This window comes from Microbacterium sp. EB106-03-03-XG65, assembly GCF_058791955.1.
Genome location: NZ_JBYTEB010000001.1, coordinates 875,243 through 898,421, shown reverse-complemented (window position 1 = coordinate 898,421; position 23,179 = coordinate 875,243). Strand labels below are relative to the sequence as shown.

General features: G+C 68.4%; 25 protein-coding genes. 10 read left to right on the top strand and 15 right to left on the bottom strand.

The features are described 5' to 3' along the window. Positions 1-33 precede the first annotated feature (33 nt). On the top strand, positions 34-690 hold the full coding sequence (locus AC3WS6_RS04320; RefSeq protein WP_492499837.1) for a GntR family transcriptional regulator: 657 nt from the start codon (positions 34-36) through the stop codon (positions 688-690). Between the two features lie 21 nt (positions 691-711). Here the strand turns inward: AC3WS6_RS04320 and AC3WS6_RS04315 are convergent, their stop codons facing one another. From AC3WS6_RS04315 to AC3WS6_RS04290, 6 genes are all read right to left on the bottom strand, one after another. Further along, positions 712-1,377: a TetR/AcrR family transcriptional regulator gene (locus AC3WS6_RS04315; RefSeq protein ID WP_492499836.1), complete on the bottom strand. Its 666-nt coding sequence runs from the start codon at positions 1,375-1,377 to the stop codon at positions 712-714. A 195-nt stretch (positions 1,378-1,572) separates the two neighbouring features. Then, positions 1,573-2,568 carry a LacI family DNA-binding transcriptional regulator gene (locus AC3WS6_RS04310; RefSeq protein ID WP_492499835.1) on the bottom strand — a complete coding sequence of 332 codons (996 nt, stop codon included), beginning with the start codon at positions 2,566-2,568 and terminating at the stop codon, positions 1,573-1,575. Positions 2,569-2,667: 99 nt separating this feature from the next. Further along, positions 2,668-4,098: a GH1 family beta-glucosidase gene (locus AC3WS6_RS04305; protein ID WP_492499834.1), complete on the bottom strand. Its 1,431-nt coding sequence runs from the start codon at positions 4,096-4,098 to the stop codon at positions 2,668-2,670. A 5-nt stretch (positions 4,099-4,103) separates the two neighbouring features. Next, positions 4,104-4,994 (bottom strand): carbohydrate ABC transporter permease, encoded by an 891-nt coding sequence (locus tag AC3WS6_RS04300; RefSeq protein ID WP_492499833.1) that lies wholly within the window; start codon positions 4,992-4,994, stop codon positions 4,104-4,106. Beyond that, entirely contained in the window at positions 4,991-6,079 is a 1,089-nt protein-coding gene (locus AC3WS6_RS04295) for a carbohydrate ABC transporter permease (RefSeq protein ID WP_492499832.1), read from the bottom strand. The genes AC3WS6_RS04300 and AC3WS6_RS04295 overlap by 4 nt, the downstream gene beginning before the upstream one ends. Before the next feature lie 159 nt (positions 6,080-6,238). Continuing rightward, positions 6,239-7,543 carry an ABC transporter substrate-binding protein gene (locus AC3WS6_RS04290; protein ID WP_492499831.1) on the bottom strand — a complete coding sequence of 435 codons (1,305 nt, stop codon included), beginning with the start codon at positions 7,541-7,543 and terminating at the stop codon, positions 6,239-6,241. A gap of 165 nt (positions 7,544-7,708) precedes the next feature. On the opposite strand from AC3WS6_RS04290, the gene AC3WS6_RS04285 reads away from it, so the two are divergent. The 3 genes from AC3WS6_RS04285 (at position 7,709) to purQ (ending at position 9,272) form a co-directional block, all read left to right on the top strand. Beyond that, complete coding sequence (locus tag AC3WS6_RS04285) at positions 7,709-8,239, top strand: adenine phosphoribosyltransferase (protein WP_492499830.1); 531 nt, start codon at positions 7,709-7,711, stop codon at positions 8,237-8,239. Between the two features lie 80 nt (positions 8,240-8,319). Further along, entirely contained in the window at positions 8,320-8,568 is a 249-nt protein-coding gene (gene purS, locus AC3WS6_RS04280; protein WP_201468628.1) for a phosphoribosylformylglycinamidine synthase subunit PurS, read from the top strand. Beyond that, complete coding sequence (purQ, locus tag AC3WS6_RS04275; protein WP_492499829.1) at positions 8,565-9,272, top strand: phosphoribosylformylglycinamidine synthase subunit PurQ; 708 nt, start codon at positions 8,565-8,567, stop codon at positions 9,270-9,272. Before purS ends, purQ begins: the two co-directional genes overlap by 4 nt. A gap of 271 nt (positions 9,273-9,543) precedes the next feature. Here the strand turns inward: purQ and AC3WS6_RS04270 are convergent, their stop codons facing one another. Further along, complete coding sequence (locus AC3WS6_RS04270) at positions 9,544-10,800, bottom strand: hypothetical protein (RefSeq protein ID WP_492499828.1); 1,257 nt, start codon at positions 10,798-10,800, stop codon at positions 9,544-9,546. 155 nt (positions 10,801-10,955) lie between these two features. Here AC3WS6_RS04270 and AC3WS6_RS04265 point away from each other — a divergent pair, with 155 nt between their 5' ends. Beyond that, complete coding sequence (locus AC3WS6_RS04265) at positions 10,956-11,405, top strand: VOC family protein (RefSeq protein ID WP_492499827.1); 450 nt, start codon at positions 10,956-10,958, stop codon at positions 11,403-11,405. On the opposite strand, the gene AC3WS6_RS04260 is transcribed toward AC3WS6_RS04265, so the two are convergent. Further along, the gene (locus AC3WS6_RS04260; protein ID WP_492499826.1) at positions 11,402-11,830 is read right to left on the bottom strand and encodes a DUF1761 domain-containing protein; all 429 of its coding nucleotides are present in this window, start codon (positions 11,828-11,830) and stop codon (positions 11,402-11,404) included. The two genes, AC3WS6_RS04265 and AC3WS6_RS04260, sit on opposite strands and share 4 nt — an antisense overlap. 138 nt (positions 11,831-11,968) lie before the next feature. On the opposite strand from AC3WS6_RS04260, the gene AC3WS6_RS04255 reads away from it, so the two are divergent. The 3 genes from AC3WS6_RS04255 (at position 11,969) to AC3WS6_RS04245 (ending at position 15,672) form a co-directional block, all read left to right on the top strand. Beyond that, positions 11,969-13,630 (top strand): glycoside hydrolase family 13 protein, encoded by a 1,662-nt coding sequence (locus AC3WS6_RS04255; RefSeq protein WP_492499825.1) that lies wholly within the window; start codon positions 11,969-11,971, stop codon positions 13,628-13,630. 116 nt (positions 13,631-13,746) lie between these two features. Continuing rightward, positions 13,747-14,757, top strand: coding sequence for a LacI family DNA-binding transcriptional regulator (locus AC3WS6_RS04250; RefSeq protein WP_492499824.1), 1,011 nt, complete (start codon positions 13,747-13,749; stop codon positions 14,755-14,757). A 75-nt stretch (positions 14,758-14,832) separates the two neighbouring features. After that, entirely contained in the window at positions 14,833-15,672 is an 840-nt protein-coding gene (locus AC3WS6_RS04245; protein ID WP_492501443.1) for a formylglycine-generating enzyme family protein, read from the top strand. Here AC3WS6_RS04245 and nhaA read toward each other — a convergent pair. Together nhaA and AC3WS6_RS04235 are read right to left on the bottom strand one after the other, a co-directional pair. Next, positions 15,620-16,894 (bottom strand): Na+/H+ antiporter NhaA, encoded by a 1,275-nt coding sequence (gene nhaA / locus AC3WS6_RS04240; RefSeq protein WP_492499823.1) that lies wholly within the window; start codon positions 16,892-16,894, stop codon positions 15,620-15,622. The genes AC3WS6_RS04245 and nhaA overlap by 53 nt on opposite strands. 66 nt (positions 16,895-16,960) lie before the next feature. Further along, on the bottom strand, positions 16,961-17,134 hold the full coding sequence (locus tag AC3WS6_RS04235; protein WP_492499822.1) for a hypothetical protein: 174 nt from the start codon (positions 17,132-17,134) through the stop codon (positions 16,961-16,963). Positions 17,135-17,209: 75 nt separating this feature from the next. On the opposite strand from AC3WS6_RS04235, the gene AC3WS6_RS04230 reads away from it, so the two are divergent. Further along, the gene (locus tag AC3WS6_RS04230) at positions 17,210-17,617 is read left to right on the top strand and encodes an arsenate reductase ArsC (RefSeq protein ID WP_492499821.1); all 408 of its coding nucleotides are present in this window, start codon (positions 17,210-17,212) and stop codon (positions 17,615-17,617) included. A 125-nt stretch (positions 17,618-17,742) separates the two neighbouring features. Here the strand turns inward: AC3WS6_RS04230 and AC3WS6_RS04225 are convergent, their stop codons facing one another. The 3 genes from AC3WS6_RS04225 to fdxA are packed head-to-tail and all read right to left on the bottom strand — an operon-like array spanning position 17,743 to position 19,227. Next, positions 17,743-18,372: a superoxide dismutase gene (locus AC3WS6_RS04225; protein WP_492499820.1), complete on the bottom strand. Its 630-nt coding sequence runs from the start codon at positions 18,370-18,372 to the stop codon at positions 17,743-17,745. Between the two features lie 10 nt (positions 18,373-18,382). Beyond that, on the bottom strand, positions 18,383-18,904 hold the full coding sequence (locus AC3WS6_RS04220) for a flavin reductase family protein (RefSeq protein WP_492499819.1): 522 nt from the start codon (positions 18,902-18,904) through the stop codon (positions 18,383-18,385). Beyond that, complete coding sequence (gene fdxA, locus AC3WS6_RS04215; RefSeq protein ID WP_492499818.1) at positions 18,901-19,227, bottom strand: ferredoxin; 327 nt, start codon at positions 19,225-19,227, stop codon at positions 18,901-18,903. The genes AC3WS6_RS04220 and fdxA overlap by 4 nt, the downstream gene beginning before the upstream one ends. An 80-nt stretch (positions 19,228-19,307) precedes the next feature. Between fdxA and soxR the strand changes: the two genes are divergently transcribed. After that, positions 19,308-19,790: a redox-sensitive transcriptional activator SoxR gene (soxR, locus tag AC3WS6_RS04210; protein WP_492499817.1), complete on the top strand. Its 483-nt coding sequence runs from the start codon at positions 19,308-19,310 to the stop codon at positions 19,788-19,790. 17 nt (positions 19,791-19,807) lie between these two features. Here soxR and AC3WS6_RS04205 read toward each other — a convergent pair whose 3' ends face one another. Continuing rightward, complete coding sequence (locus tag AC3WS6_RS04205; protein WP_492499816.1) at positions 19,808-22,054, bottom strand: exo-beta-d-1,3/1,6-glucosidase; 2,247 nt, start codon at positions 22,052-22,054, stop codon at positions 19,808-19,810. Further along, entirely contained in the window at positions 22,051-23,178 is a 1,128-nt protein-coding gene (locus tag AC3WS6_RS04200) for an ABC transporter permease (protein ID WP_492499815.1), read from the bottom strand. Before AC3WS6_RS04200 ends, AC3WS6_RS04205 begins: the two co-directional genes overlap by 4 nt. Position 23,179 lies beyond the last annotated feature (1 nt).

The window sequence follows — 23,179 nt, the reverse complement described above, 5'->3', positions numbered from 1 at the left end:
ACGATCCGCCCGACCCGCACCTACGATGAAGGCATGAGCCAGCAGGGCATGCTCGCGGATGAGCTTCGACAGCAGATCATCGACGGCGCCTTCGCGCCCGGTTCGCGACTGTCGGAATCGGCGATCGCCGAGCACTTCGGCGTCGCACGCAACACGCTGCGCGAGGCATTCCGCGCCCTCTCCGAACAGGGCCTCCTCGAGCACGTGCCGCACCGCGGCGTCTCCGTCGCCTCGCCCTCGATCGCCGACGTGATCGACATCTACCGCGCCCGACGCATCATCGAGTGCACCGCGCTGCTGCACTCCGAGCCCGAGCACCCCGCGGTTCAGCAGATGCAGGATGCCGTGGTCGCCGCAGAGGCGGCTGCCGCGGATGCCGTCCTCGACGACACCGAGACCTGGCGTGCGGTCGGCAGCGCCAACATGGCGTTCCATGTGGCCCTGGTCTCACTCGCCGACAGCCCCCGCCTGGCGCGCACCTATCGCGACCTGGCGGCCGAGCTGCGACTCGCCTTCCTGAAGATCGACGATCCTCGATCGCTCCACGAGCCGTTCGTGCGCAAGAACCGCGCGGTGCTCGACACGTTCCTCACGCGCGGCGCGCAGGCCGGCGCAGCCGAGCTCGAGCGCTACCTGGTGCAGTCCGAGCGCGTCGTTCTCGGGGCGTTCGCTCGGATGCAGCTGGGGTGAACGCGCGCGCAGCCGGTCGGCTCAGTGAGTCGGCCGCACGGCGCGGATGGCGCGCAGCCTGAGGTCGGCGTCGCGAGGCGCAAGATCCAGCGGCAGCGGCTCCTCGGGATCACGGAGGTCGTACAAGCGGTACATCCACCGGCGCGCGTCTTCGAGGGGGAACGAGTCGCCGTACACGGCGTACTTGATCACGACGCCCTCGAGGTTGCTGCGGAGCATGACCTCCTCGAGTGCGGGATCGTCGGCGCCGCGCTCGCGGAAGATGCCGCGCACGATCTCCTCCGAGGCCTTCGCCTGCTCTGCGAACCGCTGCTCCGACTCGGCGAAGAGCCGATGAGTGTCGGGCTGCTGCTGCATCGCGAGCACCGCACGCTGCAGCGGCAGCGCGAATCCGGTCGCCATGAGCACGCCGTCGATGATGCCCGCGAGCTTGTCCTCGGGCGACCCCGGGCGTTGAGGGATGTCGAACAGCGCTTCGAACCACCGGTCGATCACGGCCCCGACGAGTTGGTCCTTGGCGCCGAAGTGGTAGTTGGCGAGCCCTTGGGCGACGCCGGCGCGCCGCGTGATCTCTGCGATGCTCGCTCCTGCGACGCCCTTCTCACCGAAGACCTCGGTCGCCGAGAGCAGAATGTTCTCTCGGGCCCGCTCGCGCACCTGCTGATTGCGCTCGTCAGATCGTGCCACTGCGTCCTCTTCCCCAGAAATCGGACGACTTCGAAAATCGAAGCCAAACCTATATATTAGTCGTTGAATGACCGTTCAGGCTAAGCGGGGGCTGAGAACGCCTGACGACATTCACTCCGGTTTCGGGTAACCGGGCATCGACGGGTGCGGACCTCTTCGAGGGGCGTGGGGTCCGCATCCGCGCTCGACTACAGCCTACGCCGACGCGCGAACCACGAGCTCGGTCGGCAGGATCGTCTGGTGCTCGGGGTCGCGACCGGCCAGACGCGAGAGCAGAACGCCCGCCATCGCCTCACCCTGCGCATACATCGGCTGCCGCATGGTGGTGAGCTGCGGATCCGTGCTCAGCGCGACCGAGGAGTCGTCGAAACCAACGATGGCGATGTCTTCGGGCACCCGGATGCCGACGCTGCGCAGAGCCGTGAGCGCGCCGCGCGCCATGAGGTCGCTCGCCACGAAGATCGCGTCAGGACGCCCTGTCGCGAGGATGCGCCGCGCAGCATCCGCCCCGCTCTCTTCGCTGTAATCGCCTGCCTCTTCGGCGAAGGGCGTGAGTCCAGCGTCCGCCAGGGCGCTGCGGAAGCCCTGCACGCGGTCGACCGACGAGACCATCGTCACGGGTCCGCCGATCGTCGCGATGCGCCGACGCCCTCTCTCGATCAGGTGGGTCGTCGCTGTGCGCGCGCCCTCGACGTTGTCGACGTCGACGACGTAGTCGCCGTCGCGGAAACGGGTCGGGCGGCCGCCCCAGACGACCGGCACCGCATCTGCCACCCGATCGATGAACGCATCGCTGGTGTGGTGCGACACGATGAGCGCCCCATCGACACCGCCGTTGCGCACGAAGCTGGTCATCTTGTCGCCGGGGTCATCGCTGGCGATGAGCAGATTCAGCAGGTAGTCCGAGCGCCGGAGCGCGCCCGTGATCCCCGCGACGATCTCGGCGAAGAAAGGATCTCCGAAGAAGCGGGTGGTGTCTTCGGGAACGATCAGCGCGATCGCGTGCGTCTGCTTCGACGCGAGAGAGCGCGCCGCGCGATTCGGCACATAGCTGAGGTCTTCGATCGCGCGCTGCACGGCGACGAGCGCTTCGGGGCTCACGGCCGTCGAGCCGTTCACCACACGGGAGACGGTCGATCGCGAGACGCCGGCGGCCGACGCCACCTCTTCGATGGTCGCTCGAGACGGCACAGCTCTCCCTTCGGTCTGACACGCCGCTCGATCCGCGTCGCCCACCCGGCCCTCCCGCGAGGAGAGAGCGATCGGGTGAGCGATCCGGATCGCTCGCGCTCAGAGCGAGCGAGCGGCGATGATGCGAGCGTACTCCCGGCCCGAGTCCTTGAGAGACCGCTCCTGGGTGTCGTAGTCGACGCGCACGATGCCGAAGCGCTTGTCGTAGCCCCACGCCCATTCGAAGTTGTCGAGCATCGACCAGTAGAAGAAGCCGCGCACGTCGACCCCGGCATCCGCCGCATCGAGCACAGCGGCCAGGTGCAGGCGCAGGAACTCGGTGCGGTCCTCGTCGTGCACGCGGGTCTCGCCGTCTTCGACGACCGCGACGTCGTCGTAGGCGGCGCCGTTCTCGGTCATGTACAGCACGGTTCCCGCGGGCTCCGCATACTCCGTCCACACCCGCTGCAGCAGGCGGGTGAGCCCCTCGGGCTGCACCTCCCAGTTCTGGGCCGTGCGCGGCAGTCCGCGCTCGACCGGGTGGATGCCCTCGTGCGACGGGTAGGGACTGCGAGTGGGGCGCCCTGTCGTGGGCGCTCCGCTGACGGACTCCTCGCTCGGGGCCGTGCCCGAGACGAAGTCCCCGTGGTAGTAGTTGACGCCCTGCGTGTCGATGCGCTGCGAGATCACGTCGAGGTCGCCGTCGTGCACCGCCTCCGTGAAGCGCGCCACGGCGTCGGCATCCACCGCCCGGATGTCCCTGATGATGTCGTCCGGGTACACGCCGCGGTAGATGGGGTCGAGGAACCAGCGGTTGAACTGGCCGTCGACACGGCGTGCGGCGTCGATGTCAGCCGGGTTGGTGGGGTCGGCGGGGTCTGCGACCGTGTGATTCAGCGTGATCCCGAGGTTCAGGCTGTCGTCGCGCCCACGCAGTTCGCGCACGGTCTCGCCGTGCGCGAGCAGCAGGTGGTGCGCCGAGAGCAGGCCCTCGGCGACGCTCGTGTGACCGGGGGCGTGCTCGCCACCGGTGTACGAGAGGAACGACGAGCACCACGGCTCGTTCAGCGTGGTCCACACGTTCACGCGGTCGCCCAGCGCGTCGTGCATGGTGCCCGCGTACTCGAGGAAGCGCCCGACGGTGTCACGGTTCGTCCAGCCGCCGGTCTCCTGCAGGGCCTGCGGCATGTCCCAGTGGTAGAGGGTCAGCCAGGGCAGGATGTCGTTCGCGAGCAGCTCGTCGACCAGACGCTTGTAGAAGTCGACGCCCTTCGCGTTGACAGCGCCGCCGTCAGGCCGCACCCGCGACCACGAGGTCGAGAAGCGGTAGGTCTGCAGCCCGAGCTCCTTCATGAGAGCGACGTCCTGCGGATAGCGGTGGTAGTGGTCGCACGCCACATCGCCGTTGTCGCCGCCGATCACGGCACCGGACTCCCTGCTGAAGGCATCCCAGATCGACGCGGTGCGCCCGTCTTCGAAAGCCGCCCCTTCGATCTGGTACGCCGCTGTCGCGGCGCCGAACAGGAAGTTCTCGGGAAAGGCACGGGTCATAGGGGTCATCCTTTCACCGCGCCCGCCATGATGCCACTGACCAGCTGCCGGCCCGCCACGATGAACAGGACGAGCAGCGGAAGCGTCGCGAGCACCGCACCGGCGAGCACGATGGAGTAGTCGATGTAGTAGCCGGACTGCAGCTGGCTGAGTGCTGTCTGCAGCGTCGGATTCTGCGGGGAGAGCACGATCAGCGGCCAGAGGTAGTCGGTCCACGCGGTCATGAAGGTGAACAGGCCGAGGATCGCCATGGCGGGACGAGCGGCAGGGATGCCGACGGTGAGGAAGGTGCGGAACTGGTTCGCGCCGTCCATCCGCGCCGCCTCGATCAGCTCGTCGGGGATGACGTCGACGAGGTACTGGCGCATGAAGAAGACGCCGAAGGCGGTGACCAGCGTCGGCACGATGACCGCGCCGATCGAGCCGGTCCACCCCAGCTCGCGCATGAGCATGAACAGCGGGATGATGCCGAGCTGCGTCGGGATCGCCATGGTCGCGATCACGAAGATCATCAGACCGTCGCGGCCCTTGAACCGCAGCTTCGCGAACGCATAGCCCGCGAGGGTCGAGAACGTCACGACCGAGAGCGTGATGATCGCCGAGATGAGGAACGAGTTGCCGAGAGCCAGCCAGAACGGGATCGCGTCGAACACCTTCGCCGCATTGGCGAAGAAGTTGCCGCCGGGGATCAGCGGCAGAGTCTCGCCGCGGGTGGCGTTGGTGCCGCTCGCCACGACGACCGACCACCACAGCGGGTAGACGCTTCCGATGATGAAGGCGGCGAGCAGGCCGTAGGTGAGGAAGCCGGGGCGGCTGCCGATTCCGGCGTTTCCGCCCACGACGCCTCGGCGCCTGCGGATCTTCTCGGGGACGCTCAGCGCCTGGGTGGCGGTCATCGTGCGTTCTCCTCGGTGGTGGTGGCGAGCGTCGTTCCGGTGGCGGCGGCGGTCGCTGCGGCAGCGGCAGCCGCACGGTGGCGCCGACGCGCGGCGCGGTTCTTCGGCGCATCGCCGGTCGAGATGCGCCGGGAGACCAGGAAGTTGATCACTCCGATCCCGACGATGAGCAGGAACAGCAGGATCGCGACGGCGGATGCTTCGCCGAGGTCCCGCCGGAAGAAGGCCAGTTCCCACAGGAACAGCACGGTCGTCTGGAACTGGCGGTCGCTGCCGCCGATGCCGCCCGCCGTCGAGACGTCGAACAGTCGCGGCTCGGCGAAGATCTGCAGTCCGCCGATCGTCGACGTGATGATGACGAAGATCAGGGTCGGACGGATGGTGGGGATCGTGATCGAGAAGAAGCGACGAGCGGCGCCTGCGCCGTCGAGCGCGGCGGACTCGTAGAGGTCGCGGGGCACCGCCTGCATCGCGGCGAGCAGGATCAGGGCGTTGTATCCGGTCCAGCGGAAGTTCACCATCACGGCGATCGCGATGTGCGAGAGCGCGGTGTTGTGCTTCCACTCCTGGTCGGCGATGCCGATCAGATTGAGCAGGTTGTTGGCGAGGCCGTCGGCCTCATTGAAGATGCTCGAGAAGATGATGGCGACCGCCACGGGCGTGACGACGAACGGGATGAGGATGCTCATGCGCCAGAACGTCGGGGCGCGCAGTCCGCGGTCGAGGAGATAGGCGATCACCAGGGCCACGGCGAGCTGCGGGATCGCCGAGAGCAGGAAGATGCTCAGGGTGTTGACGATGGAGTTCCAGAACATCGCGTCGCCGAGGATCTCGACGAAATTGCCCGTGCCGACGAACTCTCCCTGCCCCTTGAGCAGGTCCCACTCGTGCACGGCCACCCACACCGTGTAGAGCAGCGGGAAGAGTCCGACCAGTCCGAAGAGCAGGAAGAACGGCGAGATGTAGAAGTACGGAGAGGCGTTCTGGTCGAATCGCGACAGGCGATGCCGCCACGGTCGCCGGCCCGCGGCATCCGTCTTCGGCTCTTCGGATGCCGTCTGGCGGCGTTCCGCTGTGAGGGTCATGAGGGTTCCTTCTTCGGTTGACGCGTTTCGTCTCAGGCGACTTCGTCGTCTTCGCTCAACGACCGGGTGTGGAGACCACCCCGGTCGTTGAGCGAGGAGCGAATCACCGAGACGAAACGCGGTGAGCCCTTTTCGCTCAACGACCGGAGAGCTCGCGGGTCAGTCGACCAGCTCGTTCAGGAGCTTGACCGCGGCATCCCAGGCGCCCTGTGTGTCGGTCTCGCCGCGGTCAAGGCCGCTGAGGGCCGGACCGAAGACGTTCTCCTGGATCACCGAGTCGTCGGCGCCCTTGAACTGGGCGACGACGCCCTTCGCGCGCTCGGCGAGGATCGCGCCGGTGGGTGCGTCGTTGAAGAACTCGTTCGGAGTGGCCTCCGAGGCGAGGGTCTCCTGCGCGCCGATCGTCGACGGGAAGTTGCCCGCCGCGGCCGACTGCTCGACCTGCTGCTCGGGCTGGGTCAGCCAGTCGGCCAGCTTCGCCGCCTCTTCCTTGTGCTGCGAGCTCTCGGGGATCGAGAGGAACGCCCCACCCCAGTTCGCGGCGCCGCCCGGGAACACGTCGGCGAAGTCCCATCCGGTGGAGGCGTCGCCGCCGCCGGCCTCGACCTGGCCCTGCACGACACCCAGCATCCAGCCCGGGCAGACGAACGTGGCGAAGGTGCCGTCGACGAACGACTTGCCGCCGTTCCAGTCCCACGCGGTCTGTGCCGCGGACTGGCCGCCCTCGGTGGCGGCTCCGAGCAGCTCGAAGCGCTCCTTGAGCTCGGCGTTGTCCTCGACGTTCAGTTCGCCGTCGGTGGTGTAGTACCCCTCGTCGAGCTGGTTGACCATGGCGTTCCACACGAAGCCGGAGTGGTCGTACCAGGCCTTGCCGGTCTTGGCCGTGTAGTCGGCGCCGACCGTGAAGTAGTTCTCCCAGTCGCCGTTCAGCAGCTCGGCGACCGACTCGCGGTCGCTCGGGAGTCCGGCAGCCTCGAAGGCTGCGCCGTTGTAGCAGATGCCGCTGGGGCCGATGTCGGTGCCGTAGCCGATCACGCGGCCCTCGGCATCCGTCGCCTGTCCGTACTTCCAGTCGACCCAGTCGTCCTTGCGGTCTTCGATGCCGTAGTCGCGCAGATCGACGAAGGTGTCGGAGACGTCCATGATGGCTCCGAGCCAGCCCTCTTCGATCGCGACGACGTCGCTCAGGCCCGAGCCTGCGGCGATCTTCGTGAAGGCGTCGGTGCGGGCGTTGCCGCCGGTGTCGATGTTGGTCGCCTCGATCGTGACGTTCGGGTTCGCCTTCTCGTACTCGTCGTAGAGGTCGTCGTATCCGAAGGTGCCGAAGGTGGTGACGGTCAGGGTGACCTTCTCGTCGCCTCCCTCGGCGTCGCCGCCGCCGGCGGCGCAGCCGGCGAGGGCCAGGGCGGAGACGGATGCGACGGCTGCTGTCGTCAGGATCCGGGTGCGGGCACGTGTGTTCACGGTTCACTCCTTTGTGGTGGGTCGTGCAGTGATGGTGCAGATGGTGCTTGGGGCGTGCGTGGCGGCTCCGTGGAAGTTCTGTGGGAGCGCTCCCACGCACTGTGCAGTGACTCTATGGGAGCGCTCCCATGAATGTCAAGTGCGGGCCTGGCGTACCCTTGACCGGTGCCCGACACCGAACTCTCCCCCGCCCTCGTCCGCGCCGAATCGCTGATCCGCAGCATCCCGGACTATCCCGAGGCGGGGATCATCTTCCGCGACATCACCCCGCTGCTCGCCGACGCCGAGGCGCTGCAGGCCACGACGGATGCGATCATCGCGCCGTTCGCCGGCCAGTTCGAGGTCGTGGCAGGCATCGAGGCTCGCGGGTTCATCCTCGCCGGGGCGGCGGCGATCGCGGCAGGCGTCGGCCTCATCCCGATCCGCAAGGCCGGCAAGCTGCCCCGTCCCGCAGCATCCGTCGACTACGCCCTCGAATACGGCACCGCGACGATCGAGATGCACGACGACCTGCCCGCCGGATCCCGCGTGCTGCTCATCGACGACGTGCTCGCGACCGGAGGCACGCTCGCCGCAGGCCGTGAGCTGGTCGAGCGCCTGGGAAGCCACGTCATCGGCATCTCGGTGCTCTTCGAGATCGACGGCCTCGGTGGCCGCGAGGCGATCGGCGACCTGCACACCGTCTTCCACGCCTGAGCCTCGTCACCCGGGAATCGGGCGAGTCCTGAGCCGGTAGACTGGACACGCCCGTCCGCCCGCGACTCCCGGAGCCGTTCATGCCCACCATCGTCGTCGACGTCATGCCCAAGCCCGAACTGCTCGACCCGCAGGGGAAGGCCGTGTCCGGCGCATTCTCCCGTCTCGGCGTCGAGGGCTTCTCGGATGTCCGCATCGGCAAGCGCTTCGAGCTCACCGTCGAAGGCGAGGTCACCGACGAGGTGCTCGCCGAGGCCCGGCGCATCGCCGACGAGGTGCTCTCGAACTCCGTGATCGAAGACGTCGTGGGCATCGAGGTCGCCGAGTGACCACGCGCATCGGCGTCATCACCTTCCCCGGCTCCCTCGACGACCGCGACGCGCAGCGCGCTGTGCGCATCGCCGGCGCCGAGCCCGTCGCCCTCTGGCACGGCTCGCACGACCTCGAGGGCGTCGACGCCCTCGTGCTGCCCGGCGGATTCAGCTACGGCGACTACCTGCGCGCCGGTGCGATCGCCGCGCTCTCGCCGATCATGGCGGAGGTCAAGGATGCGGCTGCCAAGGGCATGCCGATCCTCGGCATCTGCAACGGCTTCCAGATGCTGGTCGAGGCGCACCTGCTGCCCGGCGGACTGATCCGCAACGATCACCAGCACTTCGTGCGCCGCGATCAGAAGCTCGTCGTCGAGAACTCCGACACCGCGTGGACCAACCGGTTCCGCACGGGCCAGGAGATCACGATCCCGCTGAAGAACGCCGACGGCGGCTACATCGCCGACGAAGACACGCTCGACCGCCTCGAGGGAGAGAACCTCGTCGCATTCCGCTATGCGGGCGTGAACCCCAACGGCTCGCTGCGCGACATCGCCGGACTGACCAACGAGGCCGGCAACGTCGTGGGGCTCATGCCGCACCCCGAGCACGCGACCGAGGCGGGCTTCGGTCCCGACACCTCCGCCGCCATGCGCTCGGGCATCGACGGGGTCGACTTCTTCACGAGCGCGATCGCCGCCGTGGCCCGCGTCGCCGCGTAACGGGTTCGCGCCGCGCCCAGCCGGGCCCATTCGGCATCCGCGACCCCGCCGGGGCCACTTTCGCATCCGTATCGCCCGAATGGGATGCGCTTTTGACCCCGCATCACACGGGAGATGCGTTTTTGACCCCGCAGCGCGCAGAGGGCCGATCCTCCAGCCCCTTCGAATCGCGCACTTTGCAGATTATCGGTCTGAAAATCTGCAAAGTGCGCGATTCGAAAGCAGGGGGCCATGACCAGGGACAGCCAGACCTAGGACGGGGAGGCGCGTCTCAGTCGGCCGGCAGCGTGAACGGATTGTCGCCCGCGGCCGCGAGCAGATACCAGGCCGTCGCTCCGGTGTGCAGGCTCGCGTAGTACAGGTCGCCGAAGCCCGAGTCGAGGCCGTCGGTCGAGGTCGCGACGATGCCCTTGCCGTCGCCGTTCGCGGCATCGCGCTGACCGAGGCGGATGCTGTCGAGCAGCGCCTCGGCGCGATCGGCGTCGCCGTCAGCGCCGCGCAGCTTCAGGGCCAGCGCCAGGTGACCGCTGCCCTCGAACCACACCTTCGACGTATCGACGTGGCTGATCGACGGTCCCGTGTACTGCCCGTCGGTCGCCATCAGGTTCGCGAGCGCCCAGTCGACGGATGCGCCGTACCTCGGATCCCCCGTGCCGAGCAGCGTCCAGGTCTGCGCGTCGAGAGGAACCGGGTACGTGTTCACGGTCGAGCCGTCGAGGAGCGTGCCCGTGTCGACATGCCCGTCGGCACTCTGCATCGCCGCCACGAAGGCCGATGCGACGGCCGCGCGATCCGCCCAGACCGAGTCACCGGTGAGCTCGGAGAGCTGTGCGAAGAACCCGGCGATGTCGGTGTTGTGCTCGGTCGACTTCCATTCCAGCGACGAGCCGTTCTCGAGCTGTCCGCCGGTATAGCCGAAGGGCGCGCGCACCATGTCGGCGGTGTTCGCCTGAATCCACTCGGCGATCTGCACGGCGCCGTCGAGGTATTTCTGCTCCCCGGTGACGTGGAAGAGCCGCGCGAGTGCCATCCCGGTCCACGCCTGGTTGCCGGTGAAAGTGCCCGGGCCGGTGATCTCGACGCGCCCCTGACGGATGCCGTGGGGCTCATACGAGGTGCGCACGCGCCCGTCGCCGATCGGGTCGTTCGCCTGCACGAAGAGAAGGGTGTCGCCGATGGCCTGCGCCCGACGGATGTCGTCGGGAAGGCCCCGCGCCGTGTAGGCGATCACCACGAGCGCGTCGTCGTAGACGAACGAGGGTGTGAAGTCCCACGTCGGCAGGTCGGTGAAGAAGCCGCCCTGGTAGCTGCGGGGGAGGCAGTGGCCGGCGCCGTCGCAGAATTCATCGGTGCGGGCATCGAGGAACTCGTAGGCGAGGGCGACCGACAGAGTCGGATCCGGCGCGGAGGTCGGGTCGTCGGCGGGCGCATCACCGGATGCCGCGGTCGCAGCCCCCGCTACCAGCGCAGCGGCCATGAGCGCGGCGGCGATCATCCACGGCGCGGAGCGGCGCGACGAACCCGACATCAAGACCCCCTCGGTCACAACTGCGGTCGGTGACCGCAGGCGACCTGGAGGTCACGAGCAAAATGCTGGCATACCAGGAAGTCTCGGCGGAAGTGGCGAACGTCTAGTCTTTTGCGACTCCGGGCGTGTCGCACCCCGCGAGTAGCATGCGAGCCATGCCCATCACACTGGAGAACGTCGGCATCGCCGTGCGCGACCTCGAGGCGACCATCGCCTTCTTCACCGATCTCGGCCTCACCGTGCTCGGTCGCGACGAGGTCAGCGGCGAGTGGGCCGACACCGCTGTCGGCCTCGACGGCAACCACGCGAAGATCGCCGTGCTGCAGACACCCGACGGCCACGGTCAGCTCGAACTGTTCGAATACATCCATCCCGACGCGATCGAGACGGAGCCGACGCTGCCGAACGAGATCGGGATGCACCGCGTGGCGTTCTCCGTCGACGACATCGACGCGTCGCTCGCCATTGCGGCCCGTCACGGATACCACCCGCTGCGGGGAGTCGCGAACTACCGGGACGTCTACCGCCTCACCTACCTGCGCGGCCCGAGCGGCATCCTCGTCATGTTCGCGCAGGACCTCACGAAAGATTCCGCGACGACCTAGCCGAGAGCCGGCGGCCAGACCCCGATGATCACCGCCATGACCACGATCGTGACGATCTCGTGCGCGATGTTCAGGGTGGTCAGGGCCGTCGGGCGCCCTTCGAAGGCGTCGTGCGTGATGAACCGGGCGGCGGTGAATCCCGCCCAGAGCAGCACGCCGGTGACGACAGCGGCCCAGAAGAACGATCCGTCGTAGAAGTGCCAGGCGATGGCGGATGCTCCGGCCAGCACCCATGCCGTCGCGAAGCTCACGATCACGGTGGTGATGATCGCCATCGTCGCGCTCGAGCCCGGGCGGTCCATGTCGACGTTCGCGAGCTTCGACCAGCGGGAGCCGAACACCTTCGGCGCGTACCAGATCGAGCCGACGATCATGCTCGAAGCGGTCGCGAGCAGAACGGCCCAGTAGTTGATCTCGGGAACCATGACAGCCTCCTGTGGTCGGATGCGGGAAGCATACTCCCGGGCTGCAAGCCGCCACAGGTCGGCGCGGAATATCACAACGCCGAATCGATTCGATGCTCGCTCTGGCAATCATGTAAGCGTTTGCACTAATCTGTTGCCATGGCACAGCTTGAGCAGATCGCAGCCCCCGGTTCCGAGTGGTGGCGCAGTGCGGTCATCTATCAGATCTACCCCCGTTCGTTCGCCGACGCCTCGGGCGACGGCATCGGCGACCTGCCCGGCATCACGAGCCGGCTCGACTCCCTGAAGGAGCTCGGCGTCGACGCGATCTGGCTGAGCCCCTTCATGACGAGCCCGCAGCGCGACGCCGGCTACGACGTGGCCGACTACCGCGACGTCGATCCGCTGTTCGGCACCCTCGACGACTTCGACATGATGCTGAATGCCGCGCACGCCCGCGGCATCCGCGTCGTCGTCGACCTGGTTCCCAACCACTCCTCGGCGCAGCACGCCTGGTTCCAGGAGGCGCTCAAGGCGGCTCCCGGCAGCCCCGAGCGCGCGCGCTACATCTTCCGCGACGGCAAGGGAAAGAACGGCGAGCTGCCCCCGAACAACTGGGAGTCCGTCTTCGGCGGCGGCATGTGGGAGCGCATCACCGAGGCCGACGGCACGCCGGGCCAGTGGTACCTGCACATCTTCGACCCCACGCAGCCCGACTTCGACTGGAACAACGAAGAGGTGCGCGAGGAGTTCCGCTCGATCCTGCGCTTCTGGCTCGACCGCGGCGTCGACGGCTTCCGCGTCGACGTGGCGCACGGCATGATCAAGGCCGACGGTCTGCCCGACTACACCCCGCCGGCCGACGCCGACTCGATGGGCGGCGGCGAGGCGAACGTGCCGTACTGGGGTCAGGACGGCGTTCACGACATCTACCGCGACTGGCACAAGGTGCTCGCCGAGTACGACGGCGATCGCGCACTGTGCGGCGAGGCATGGATGCCGACGCTGAAGCAGACCGCGCTGTGGGTGCGCCCCGACGAGATGCACCAGACCTTCAACTTCCCGTACCTCATGACCGAGTGGGATGCCAAGGCTCTGGGCGACGTCATCCGCGAATCTCTCGACGCATTCGGCGAGGTCGGAGCGCCGAGCACCTGGGTGCTGTCGAACCATGACGTCGTGCGCCACGCCTCGCGCCTCGCGCTGACCGCCGAGAACCCGCAGGGCGAGGGCATCGGCCCGAACACCCCCGACAAGCCCGACACCGCGATCGGCCTTGCCCGCGCCCGCGCCGCGACCACCGTAATGCTCGCGCTCCCGGGTTCCGCGTACCTGTACCAGGGCGAGGAGCTGGGGCTGCCCGAGGCGATGGAGATCCCCGACGCGTTCCGTCAGGACCCGACGTGGTTCCGCACCAACGGCGAGCGCTACGGCCGCGACGGATGCCGTGTGCCGCTGCCGTGGGAGGCGAATGCTCCGGCATTCGGCTTCAACGAGACCGGGGCGTCGTGGCTGCCGCAGCCCGCCGACTGGGCCGCGTACTCGCGCGAGGTCGAGGAGAAGGACGAGACCTCGACCCTGTCGCTGTACAAGCAGCTGCTCGCCGGTCGTCGTGAGCACGGCTTCGGCAGCGGATCGCTGGTGTGGGAGGACGCAGGCAAGCACGCGGTCGCGTTTCGTCGCGGTGCGGTGCACGTGGTCGCGAACCTCGGCACGAAGCCGCTCGCCCTGCCGGCCGACGCGACGATCATCGTTAGCAGCCAGCCGTTCGAGGGCACCGAGCTGCCGGTCGACACGGCCGTCTGGTACACGACCGCCTGACTCGCGACATAGTCTGACGAGACCCCGCTTTCTGCACGAGACCCCCGCTCCGGCGGTGGGTGTCGCCGCGGAAGCGGGGTCTCGCACTCCACGCCACCCCCTTCGAGAGGACCCCCATGGCGAGCATCGATGAGGTCGCCCGGCTCGCCGGCGTCTCGACCGCCACCGTTTCGCGCGCGCTGAGCGGACGAGGCCATGTGTCGGAATCGGCCCGTGCGCGCGTGCAGGAGGCGGCGTCGGCGCTCGGCTACGTGGTGTCCTCTAGGGCATCGAGCCTCGCATCCGGCCGCACCCGCAACATCGGCGTGGTCGTGCCCTTCCTCGACCGGTGGTTCTTCAGCACGGTGCTGTCGGGGGTGTCCGCCGCGCTGATGCGCGAGGGCTACGACATCACGCTCTACAACATCACCGCCGACAAAGACGTGCGCCGCCACGTGTTCGACACCTTCCTGCGGCGGCAGCGAGTGGATGCCGTGATCGCGGTGTCGATCGAGCTCGACGAGGACGAGACGCAGTATCTGCTCGACCTCGGCCTGCCGGTGATCGCGATCGGAGGACCGAATCCGAAGCTCGACACCCTCACGGTCGACGACGTCACCGTCGCCCAGCTCGCGACCGAGCACCTGATCGGTCTCGGCCACCACGACATCGCGCACATCGGGGCGAATCCCGAGTTCGACATCGACTTCCACATCCCGACCAACCGTCGACTGGGCTTCGAGAAGGCCCTGGCGAAGGCCGGCATCCCGCTGAACCCGGCATTCCTCGAACCTGCCGACTTCACGGTCGAGGGTGGATACCGTGCAGCGAAACAGCTGCTCGGCCGCCCCGGCCCGCGGCCCACCGCCGTGTTCGCCGCATCCGACGAGATGGCGATCGGGGCGATCCTCGCGGCACGCGACCTCGGATTCGCCGTGCCCGGAGACCTCTCGATCGTCGGCATCGACGGCCACGAGCTCGGCGAGTTCTTCCGTCTCACGACCGTGGACCAGTTCCCACTCGGTCAGGGCGAGCGGGCAGCGGATGCCGTGCTGGCCAAGCTCGCCGACGGCGACGCCGCGGGCATTCCCGCGGAGCTCCCCTACGAGCTGAATGTGCGCGGCACGACCGCGCGCCTGGCCGGGTAGCCCCGCGCGGGCGAGCTCGCCGAGCCCCGCGCGGCCCCTGACGCTACGCTGACGCGGGTGACGAACATTCGCGACATGGTCCGGATCCCCGGCGGGACCTTTCGGATGGGATCCGAGGACTTCTACCCCGACGAGCGCCCGGTGCACGAGCGGCAGGTCGCGTCGTTCGAGATCGACCGCTACGCGGTGACCAACGCGCAATACGCGGAGTTCGTCGACGCGACGGGCTACGTCACGGTGGCCGAGCGTCCGCTCGACCCTGCCGCCTTCTCGGGTGCCGACCCCAACGACCTCGTTCCCGGGTCCATGGTCTTCACGCCGACCACGGGCCCCACGGACCTGCGCGACTGGCGCAACTGGTGGCGATGGCAGGCGGGCGCTTCATGGCGGCATCCTTTCGGTCCCGATTCGTCGATCGACGATCGGCTGCAGCATCCCGTCGTGCACGTCGCCTTCGAGGACGCCGTCGCGTACGCCGACTGGGCGGGGATGCGGCTGCCCACCGAAGCAGAGCACGAGTACGCCGCCCGCGGCGGTCTCGACGGCGCCGCGTTCGCGTGGGGCGACGAGATCTACCCCGGCGGTGAGGCGCAGGCCAACTCCTGGCTGGGTCGCTTCCCGTACGGCAACCAGGGCGTCGGCGGCACGGCCCCCGTCGGCTCCTACGAGGCCAACGGCTACGGCCTCTACGACATGATCGCGAACGTGTGGGAGTGGACAAGCGATCCCTGCACAGGCGTACGTGGCGACGGTGGCGCAGACGCTCGCCGAGTTCCCCGCTCGCCAGGAATCCGCGCCGTTCACGATCACGCAGGTGATGGCGAAGCTGAAGTCGACGGTCGGGAGCTCCTGACCGGCGCCCTCAGGAGTCGATCCGTGATCGGCGGGCGAGTGCGTTTCGCCTCGCGAGCATGAGTCCGCCGATCACCGCCGCGAGGAGCGAACCGAGGAGCACGCCGATCTTGACGTGCTCGTCGGCGACCGAGCTCGAGCCGTAGGCGAGCTCGCCGACGAGCAGCGAGACCGTGAATCCGATTCCCGCAAGGAACGCCATACCCGTGAGATCGGGCCAGCGCAGCGTCTCATCGAGGCGCAGCGACGGCACCCGACTGAGAAGGAAGGTGGTCGCGAGGATCCCGATGGGCTTGCCCAGGACGAGCCCTGTGATGATGCCGATCGCTATCGGGTCGGTCAGCGCGGAGCGGAGTCCGTCGAGGCCGCCGATCGTGACGCCCGCCGCGAAGAACGCGAAGACGGGCACGGCGAACATGGTCGCCACAACGCCCCACCGGTCGGCGAAATGCGGGGCGAGGCCGTCGTACACAGCCTCCCCGTCGGCATCCGTCCCTCGCCGCACACGCGCGCGCTCGGTCGGCACGACGGGAACCACGAAGCCCAGCAGCACACCGGCGACGGTCGCATGGATGCCCGCGGCGTGGATGCAGACCCAGACCGCGATCGCGAGCGGCAGCAGGATCCACCAGGCGCGCACGCCCTTCTGCACCAGGAGCGCGAACCCGGCGAGGGGCAGCAGGGCGAACGCGAGCCACGGGAAGCTGATCGTCTCGGTGTAGAACGTGGCGATGATCGTGATGGCGATCAGGTCGTCGATGATCGCGAGCGTGAGCAGGAAGACGCGGAGCGCGGGCGGGAGGAACTTTCCGACCACGGCGATCACCGCGACGGCGAAGGCGATGTCGGTCGCGGTCGGAATCGCCCAGCCGCGCAGGGCGTCGGCGTCGCCCGCGTTGATCACGGCGAAGATGACGGCGGGCACGATGACCCCTCCGACGGCTGCGGCGATCGGCAATGCCGCCTGGCGGGGATGGCGCAGGCGGCCCGTGACGAACTCCTCCTTCAGCTCGAGACCGACGACGAAGAAGAAGATCGCCAGCAGCCCGTCGGCCGCCCAGGCGCCGATACTCAGATCGAGATGCAGCTCCGGGATGCCGAACGTGAAGTCTCGGACGGACTCGTACCACGACACCGCGGGGGTGTTGGCGAGGATCAGCGCGGCGACGGTGGCGGCGAGGAGCAGCGTGCCTCCGAGCACGTCACTGCGGGCGTTGGTGCGGATGCCGCGCCACAGCTCATGAGGAGCGAGGCGCAGCCGGGTACGGACGGGAGAGATGGACACGAAGAGACCTCACGCGGGAGAAGGGGTGAACGGCACGGAAGACCGCACCCCCGACGGGAGCGCGGTCTAGTCGCGTGGCGGCGGGCAGCCCGCGATCTCACCGTGCGAGAGAGTGCCCCAGACGCTGGTCCACCCGTTGGTCCCCGGGTGCATGACGACGCGCATCGACGTCCTCATCGGGGTCGCCGAACGCAGCTCCTGGGGAGCGCGCGCCGAACCGGCGATCGAGAGGAGGGCCATGGAACCAGCCTATCGGGTGGCACCGGGAGTCCTCCGTGAGCATGAACCCGCACGCTCGCTTACCCTGGAGACACCATGACCACGACCACCAAGCCCTCCGTCCTCTTCGTCTGCGTGCACAACGCAGGGCGCTCGCAGATGGCCGCCGGCTTCCTGCGCGAGGTCGCCGGCGACCGCATCGAGGTGCGCTCGGCCGGGTCCATGCCCGCCGACCAGATCAATCCGGTCGCGGTGGAGGTGATGGCCGAGCTGGGCATCGATATCACCGCCGAGGCGCCCAAGGTGCTGACGACCGAGGCGGTTCAGGCATCCGACGTCGTGATCACGATGGGATGCGGCGACGCCTGCCCGTTCTTCCCCGGCAAGCGCTACGAAGACTGGGAGCTCGACGACCCGGCCGGGCAGGGCATCGACGCCGTGCGTCCGATCCGCGACGACATCCGCCGTCGGATCGAGACGCTCGCGGCCGAGCTGCTCGCCTGAGGCGCGCCCGCCCTGCCCCGTTCGAATCGCGCACTTTGCAGTTTCGCGAGGGCGAAACGTGCAAGGTGCGCGATTCGAAAGGCTGATGTGGCTGGGGCCGGTCCCGGGCCGACGGGGAGGCCGGGTCAGCGGGCGACGATGAGTCCCTGCGTCTTCTGCTGCACGGCCTCGAAGCGGCGCTGCACGTCGGACCAGTTGACGAGCTCCCAGAACGCCTTGACGTAGTCGGCGCGCACGTTGAGGTAGTCGAGGTAGTAGGCGTGCTCCCAGACGTCGAGCTGCAGCAGCGGCGTCACACCGAGGGGCGCGTGGCCCTGCTGGTCGAACAGCTGGAAGATGACCGGGCGGGCGCCGACGCTGTCCCAGGCGAGAACGGCCCAGCCCGAGCCCTGCACGCCGAGCGCGGTCGCGGTGAAGTGCGCACGGAACGCGTCGATCGAGCCGAACGCGTCGGTCAGCGCCGCCTCGAGCTCGCCCTCGGGGTTGCCGCCGCCGTCGGGCGACAGGTTCTCCCAGAACACGGAGTGGTTGATGTGCCCGCCGAGGTTGAACGCGAGGTCCTTCTCGAGCTTGTTCACCGCGGCGAAGTCGCCAGACTCGCGGGCCGCAGCCAGCTGCTCGAGCGCGGTGTTCGCGCCGGTCACGTAGGCCTGGTGGTGCTTCGAGTGATGCAGCTCCATGATCTTGCCCGAGATGTGCGGGGCGAGTGCCGAGTAGTCGTACGGCAGTTCGGGCAGGGTGTACGCAGCAGACATGCTGTTCCTTTCAGTCGTTCTGATCGGTGGGGAGTGAGTGGAATCTGCGGTCGAGGTAGACGAGCGGTCGGCCCGGGCGCCCCAGCAGCACCTCGTCGATCTCGGCGACCACGACGGTCGACGATCCGACCGCGACGGTCGACATCGTGTGCCCGCGCATCGCGGCGCGTGCCTCGGCGAGGTACGGCTCTCCGGTGGGGAGCGAGCTCCACCCCTGCTCGGGGGTGAACCGGTCGGCGCCGCTCACGGCGAAGCTCTGCGCGAGGGCCGAATGCTCGTCATCGATCAGGTGCACGACGAACGACTCGGCGTTGAGGATCGACCCGGCGCTGCCGGTCGCTCTGGTGACGGAGAACACGATCGCCGCGGGGTCGACGGCGACGGACGCGACGCTGGATGCCGTGAGGCCGACCGGCCCCGCAGGGGTCATCGCGGTGATGATCGCGACTCCGGCCGGATGCGCGCGGAAGGCGGCCTTGAGTCCTTCACCGACCTCGGAAGGAACCGGCGCTGCGGGATGCTGGGTGCTCATGCGGGTGCCTCCTGGGGCGGAAGGGCTGCGACGATCGGATGATCGCGTTCGATGATGCCGAGCTTCGCGGCACCTCCCGGCGATCCCAGGTCGTCGAAGAACTCGACGTTGGCCTTGTAGTAGTCCTGCCATTCTTGCGGCAGGTCGTCTTCGTAGTAGATCGCTTCGACGGGGCACACGGGTTCGCACGCGCCGCAGTCGACGCATTCGTCGGGATGGATGTACAGCGAGCGTTCGCCCTCATAGATGCAGTCAACCGGGCACTCGTCGATGCACGCACGGTCCTTGACATCGACGCACGGGAGCGCGATCACGTAGGTCATGGGGTGGCGGTCTCCGTTCGGGTCACGGTTGCCACCGTACGACCTCAAGTATACTTGAGGTCAAATCGAGGGAGGTCGGCATGATCTCGGATGCTGCCGCAGACCGCGCTGTCCACGGCCCTGACGAGCCACTGACCATCGGCGAGATGAGTCGGCGCACCGGCGTCGCGCCTTCGGCGCTGCACTTCTACGAGAGCCTCGGCCTCATCGCATCCACCCGCACCTCGGGCAATCAGCGCCGCTACGCCCGCCACATGCTGCGACGGGTCTCGCTCATCACGGTGGCGAAGCGCCTCGGCATCCCGCTGTCCGATGTGCACGATGCCTTCGCCGACGTCCCTCTCACGCAGACCCCCAGTCACGAGGACTGGCAGCGCGCGTCGCGGCGTTGGAAGCGAGAGCTCGAGAAGCGCCGCGAGGGCATCGAGCGCCTCGAACGCGAGCTGACCGGATGCATCGGCTGCGGGTGCCTGTCGATGAAGGCGTGCGGCCTGCTCAACCCCGACGACGCTCTGAGCAGCCAGGGCGCGGGTCCGCAGCGGCTGCGTGACGAGGACGCCTGAGCGCCCTCGTCACTGACTCAGGCGACGGTGAACGGAGCGCTCAGCAGCACCTCATCGCGCGAGCTCGGACCCACGAGAAGTTCGAACGCGCCCGACTCCACCCGCCGGATGCCGGCGGCGTCGATGATCGAGCACTCGGCCACCGGCACCTCGAGTCGTACGCGCACGGACTGCCCCGGCGCGATGTCGACCTGGCGGTAGGACTTGAGCTCTTTGTCGGCCCAGCTGACACTCGTCACCGAGTCGCGCACATACACCTGCACGGTCTCGCGCACAGGCCGAGAGCCCGTGTTCGTGACCGTGACCTCCGCTGCGACGGTGTCGTCGAGAGAGACCCTGTCGGAGTCGAGCGACAGCTCGCCGTACGCGACGGTCGAGTACGACAGCCCCTCCCCGAACGCCCACGCCGGAGACTGGGTGAGGTCGGCGTACCGGTCGCCGTGCTGTCCGCGGATCTGGTTGTAGTAGGTCGGCTGCTGGCCGACGTGACGCGCGAACGAGATCGGCAGGCGCCCTGACGGCTCGACGGCACCCGAGATGATCTCGGCGAGCGCGCGGCCACCCTGCATGCCGGGGTTCGCCGCCCAGATCACGGCGGCGGCCTGCGAGGCGGATGCCGGGAGCACCAGCGGCTTCGAGGCGAGCAGCACCACGACCACGGGCTTCCCGGTCGCGATCAGTGCGTCGAGCAGCGCGTTCTGGCCGCCGATCAGCTCGAGCGTGGCGGTCGATCGCCCCTCGCCCACGAGTTCGATGCGGTCTCCGACCACAGCGACCACGACATCGGATGACGCAGCAGCCGCCACGGCCTCAGCGATCAGCGCGTCGTCGACCGGCGCCGGCACGACGACGGAAGGCCGAGGCTGTCCGTCGGGGAACTTCGCACCGCGAGGGTCGTCTTCGAGCGTGAGGATCTCGGCGCCGCGGGCATGCGTGACCGACCATCCCTCGATGCCCGCGAGGCCGTCGAGCACGGTCGTGATCATCTCGCGCGGCTGTCCGTCGAGCCAGCCCGCCTGACCCGAGCCGCCGGCCCAGTCGCCGAGCTGCGTCTGCGCGTCGTCGGCGAGCGGCCCCACGACGGCGACCTTCAGCGGCGTCGCGGCGTCGAGCGGCAGCACACCGTCGTTCTCGAGAAGCACGATCGAGCGGCGAGCGGTCTCGAGATTGAGCTCGGCATGTGCCGCGCTGCCGACCACGGCATCCAGCTCGTCCTGCGGCAGGCGCGGGTTCTCGAACAGCCCGAGCTCGAACTTCAGCGTGAGGATGCGCGCGACGGCGTCGTCGAAGGCATCCTCCGCGAGGAGCCCGTTCGACACGGCCTCGAGTGCCCCCTCGAAGAAGCCGGGGGTGTTCATGATCATGTCGTTGCCCGCGCTCACCGCGGCGGCCGAGGCGTGCGCGTAATCGGGCTGCACGTGCTGCTCCCAGACCATGCGTCCGACGTTGTCCCAGTCGGTGATGAGCGTGCCGGTATAGCCCCACTCGCCGCGCAGCACGTCGCTGAGCAGCCAGTCGTTGACCGTGATCGGCACGCCGTCGGTGGTCTGGTAGCCGAGCATGAACGTGCGGCATCCCTCGCGGGCCACGCGCTCGAACGGCGGCAGGAACCACGACCGCAGCTTGCGGCGCGAGATGTCGGCCTCGCTGGCGTCCCGACCACCCTGCGTCTCGGAGTACCCGGCGAAGTGCTTGGCCGTCGCGAGGATCGCGGTGGGGTCGTCGAGGCCGTCGCCCTGGTAGCCGCGCACCATGGCCGAGGCGAGTTCGCCGATCAGGAACGGGTCTTCGCCGAACGTCTCGTCGATCCGGCCCCAGCGCAGGTCGCGCGCGATGCAGAGCACCGGCGAGAAGGTCCAGTGGATGCCGGTCGCCGCGACCTCGACGGCGGTGGCCCTGGCGACCTTCTCGACCAGCTCGGCGTCCCACGTGGCGGCCATGCCGAGCTGCGTCGGATAGATCGTCGCGCCCGGCCAGAACGAGTGCCCGTGGATGCAGTCCTCCGCGACGAGCAGCGGGATGCGCAGTCGCGTCTGCGAGGTCAGCTCGTTCGCACGGATGATGCGTTCGGGCGAGGTGTGCAGGATGGACCCCACGTGCTTGCCCAGCACGTGGTCGTCGAGGTCGTCACGCGCGTCGAGCTGCAGCATCTGCCCGATCTTCTCCTCGACCGTCATGCGGTCGAGGAGATCGGCGACGCGGGCTGCGATCGGAAGTTCGGGGTCGAGGTACGGCAGGGATTCGGTCAGGGTCTGAGAGGTCATCGCTCGGCGTTCTGTGTCTTCGTATCGGTCTTCGTCTGGGTCGTCGTCGCTGTCGCCGCGCTCTGCACGGTACCCGAGTCGGTCGTCGGCACGCTCCGCACCGCCGTCACCGGGTCGTTCACATTGAGACCCTTCTTCTTCATCGCGCGGGCGCGCTCTCCTGCCGACCGCAGCCTCGGGTTGACGTACTCGTCGATGCCGAAGTTGATGAGCGACAGGGCGACGCCGATGATCGCGATGCAGAGACCTGCGGGCACGTACCACCACCACAGTCGCGGGAACGCGCCGTTCTGCTGTGCCCAGAACAGGATCGTTCCCCAGTTGAGGTTGCTCACCGGGATCACACCGATGAAGGCGAGGGTCGTGAGGCCGAGGATGGCCGCGGTGACCGTGCCGACGAAGCTCGATGCGATCAGCGCCATGAGGTTCGGCAGCATCTCGACCGTGATGATGCGGTGCAGCGGTTCGCCGTTGGCGCGGGCGGCCTGGATGAAGTCGCGGTTGCGCAGCGACATGGTCTGCGCGCGCAGCACGCGGGCACCCCAGGCCCAGCCCGTGAGGCCGAGCACCGCGGCGATCACGATGAGCGGCGGGTTCTCGAACTGCGAGGCCACGATGATGATCAGCGGGATGCCGGGGATCACCAGGAACACGTTCGTGAGAGCCGAGAGCGACTCGCTCTTCCACCCGCGCACGTATCCGGCGATCACGCCGATCGTGATCGCGATGATCGTCGCGATGATCGCCGAGAGGAAGCCGACGACCACCACGCCGCGCGTGCCGAAGATCAGCTGGCTGAGCACGTCCTCGCCCATGTGCGTGGTGCCGAGCCAGTGGTCGAGCGAGGGCGGCTGCCGCAGCGCGGTGCGGTCCTTCTGCGTGGGCCCGTAGGGCGCGAGCAGCGGCGCGAAGATCGCGATCAGCACGAACACACCGAGGATGATCAGCCCCGCGATCGACTTGGGGTTGCGGAACATCGCGAACGACTGTGCGAGCTGCGACCAGAAGGTCTTGCGGGCGGGTGCGGCGTCATCGGCCGTGCGGAACGTGGCCGTCTCCGGCATCCCGGTGGGGATCGCGCTGCCGTCGGGAGCCGTGGTCTCGGTCGAGGTGGGAACACTCATG

What these genes read in the sequence shown, in the direction of transcription:
- AC3WS6_RS04230 (WP_492499821.1), top strand. Translation starts at nt 17,210, where the DNA reads ATGACCACGACCACCAAGCCCTCCGTCCTCTTCGTCTGCGTGCACAAC.
- AC3WS6_RS04245 (WP_492501443.1), top strand. Translation starts at nt 14,833, where the DNA reads ATGGTCCGGATCCCCGGCGGGACCTTTCGGATGGGATCCGAGGACTTC.
- AC3WS6_RS04265 (WP_492499827.1), top strand. Translation starts at nt 10,956, where the DNA reads ATGCCCATCACACTGGAGAACGTCGGCATCGCCGTGCGCGACCTCGAG.
- AC3WS6_RS04205 (WP_492499816.1), bottom strand. Translation starts at nt 22,054, where the DNA reads ATGACCTCTCAGACCCTGACCGAATCCCTGCCGTACCTCGACCCCGAA.
- AC3WS6_RS04235 (WP_492499822.1), bottom strand. Translation starts at nt 17,134, where the DNA reads ATGGCCCTCCTCTCGATCGCCGGTTCGGCGCGCGCTCCCCAGGAGCTG.
- AC3WS6_RS04225 (WP_492499820.1), bottom strand. Translation starts at nt 18,372, where the DNA reads ATGTCTGCTGCGTACACCCTGCCCGAACTGCCGTACGACTACTCGGCA.
- AC3WS6_RS04250 (WP_492499824.1), top strand. Translation starts at nt 13,747, where the DNA reads ATGGCGAGCATCGATGAGGTCGCCCGGCTCGCCGGCGTCTCGACCGCC.
- AC3WS6_RS04305 (WP_492499834.1), bottom strand. Translation starts at nt 4,098, where the DNA reads ATGACCCGTGCCTTTCCCGAGAACTTCCTGTTCGGCGCCGCGACAGCG.
- AC3WS6_RS04300 (WP_492499833.1), bottom strand. Translation starts at nt 4,994, where the DNA reads ATGACCGCCACCCAGGCGCTGAGCGTCCCCGAGAAGATCCGCAGGCGC.
- soxR (WP_492499817.1), top strand. Translation starts at nt 19,308, where the DNA reads ATGATCTCGGATGCTGCCGCAGACCGCGCTGTCCACGGCCCTGACGAG.
- fdxA (WP_492499818.1), bottom strand. Translation starts at nt 19,227, where the DNA reads ATGACCTACGTGATCGCGCTCCCGTGCGTCGATGTCAAGGACCGTGCG.
- AC3WS6_RS04260 (WP_492499826.1), bottom strand. Translation starts at nt 11,830, where the DNA reads ATGGTTCCCGAGATCAACTACTGGGCCGTTCTGCTCGCGACCGCTTCG.
- AC3WS6_RS04220 (WP_492499819.1), bottom strand. Translation starts at nt 18,904, where the DNA reads ATGAGCACCCAGCATCCCGCAGCGCCGGTTCCTTCCGAGGTCGGTGAA.
- AC3WS6_RS04200 (WP_492499815.1), bottom strand. Translation starts at nt 23,178, where the DNA reads ATGAGTGTTCCCACCTCGACCGAGACCACGGCTCCCGACGGCAGCGCG.
- AC3WS6_RS04295 (WP_492499832.1), bottom strand. Translation starts at nt 6,079, where the DNA reads ATGACCCTCACAGCGGAACGCCGCCAGACGGCATCCGAAGAGCCGAAG.
- AC3WS6_RS04270 (WP_492499828.1), bottom strand. Translation starts at nt 10,800, where the DNA reads ATGTCGGGTTCGTCGCGCCGCTCCGCGCCGTGGATGATCGCCGCCGCG.
- purS (WP_201468628.1), top strand. Translation starts at nt 8,320, where the DNA reads ATGCCCACCATCGTCGTCGACGTCATGCCCAAGCCCGAACTGCTCGAC.
- AC3WS6_RS04255 (WP_492499825.1), top strand. Translation starts at nt 11,969, where the DNA reads ATGGCACAGCTTGAGCAGATCGCAGCCCCCGGTTCCGAGTGGTGGCGC.
- AC3WS6_RS04320 (WP_492499837.1), top strand. Translation starts at nt 34, where the DNA reads ATGAGCCAGCAGGGCATGCTCGCGGATGAGCTTCGACAGCAGATCATC.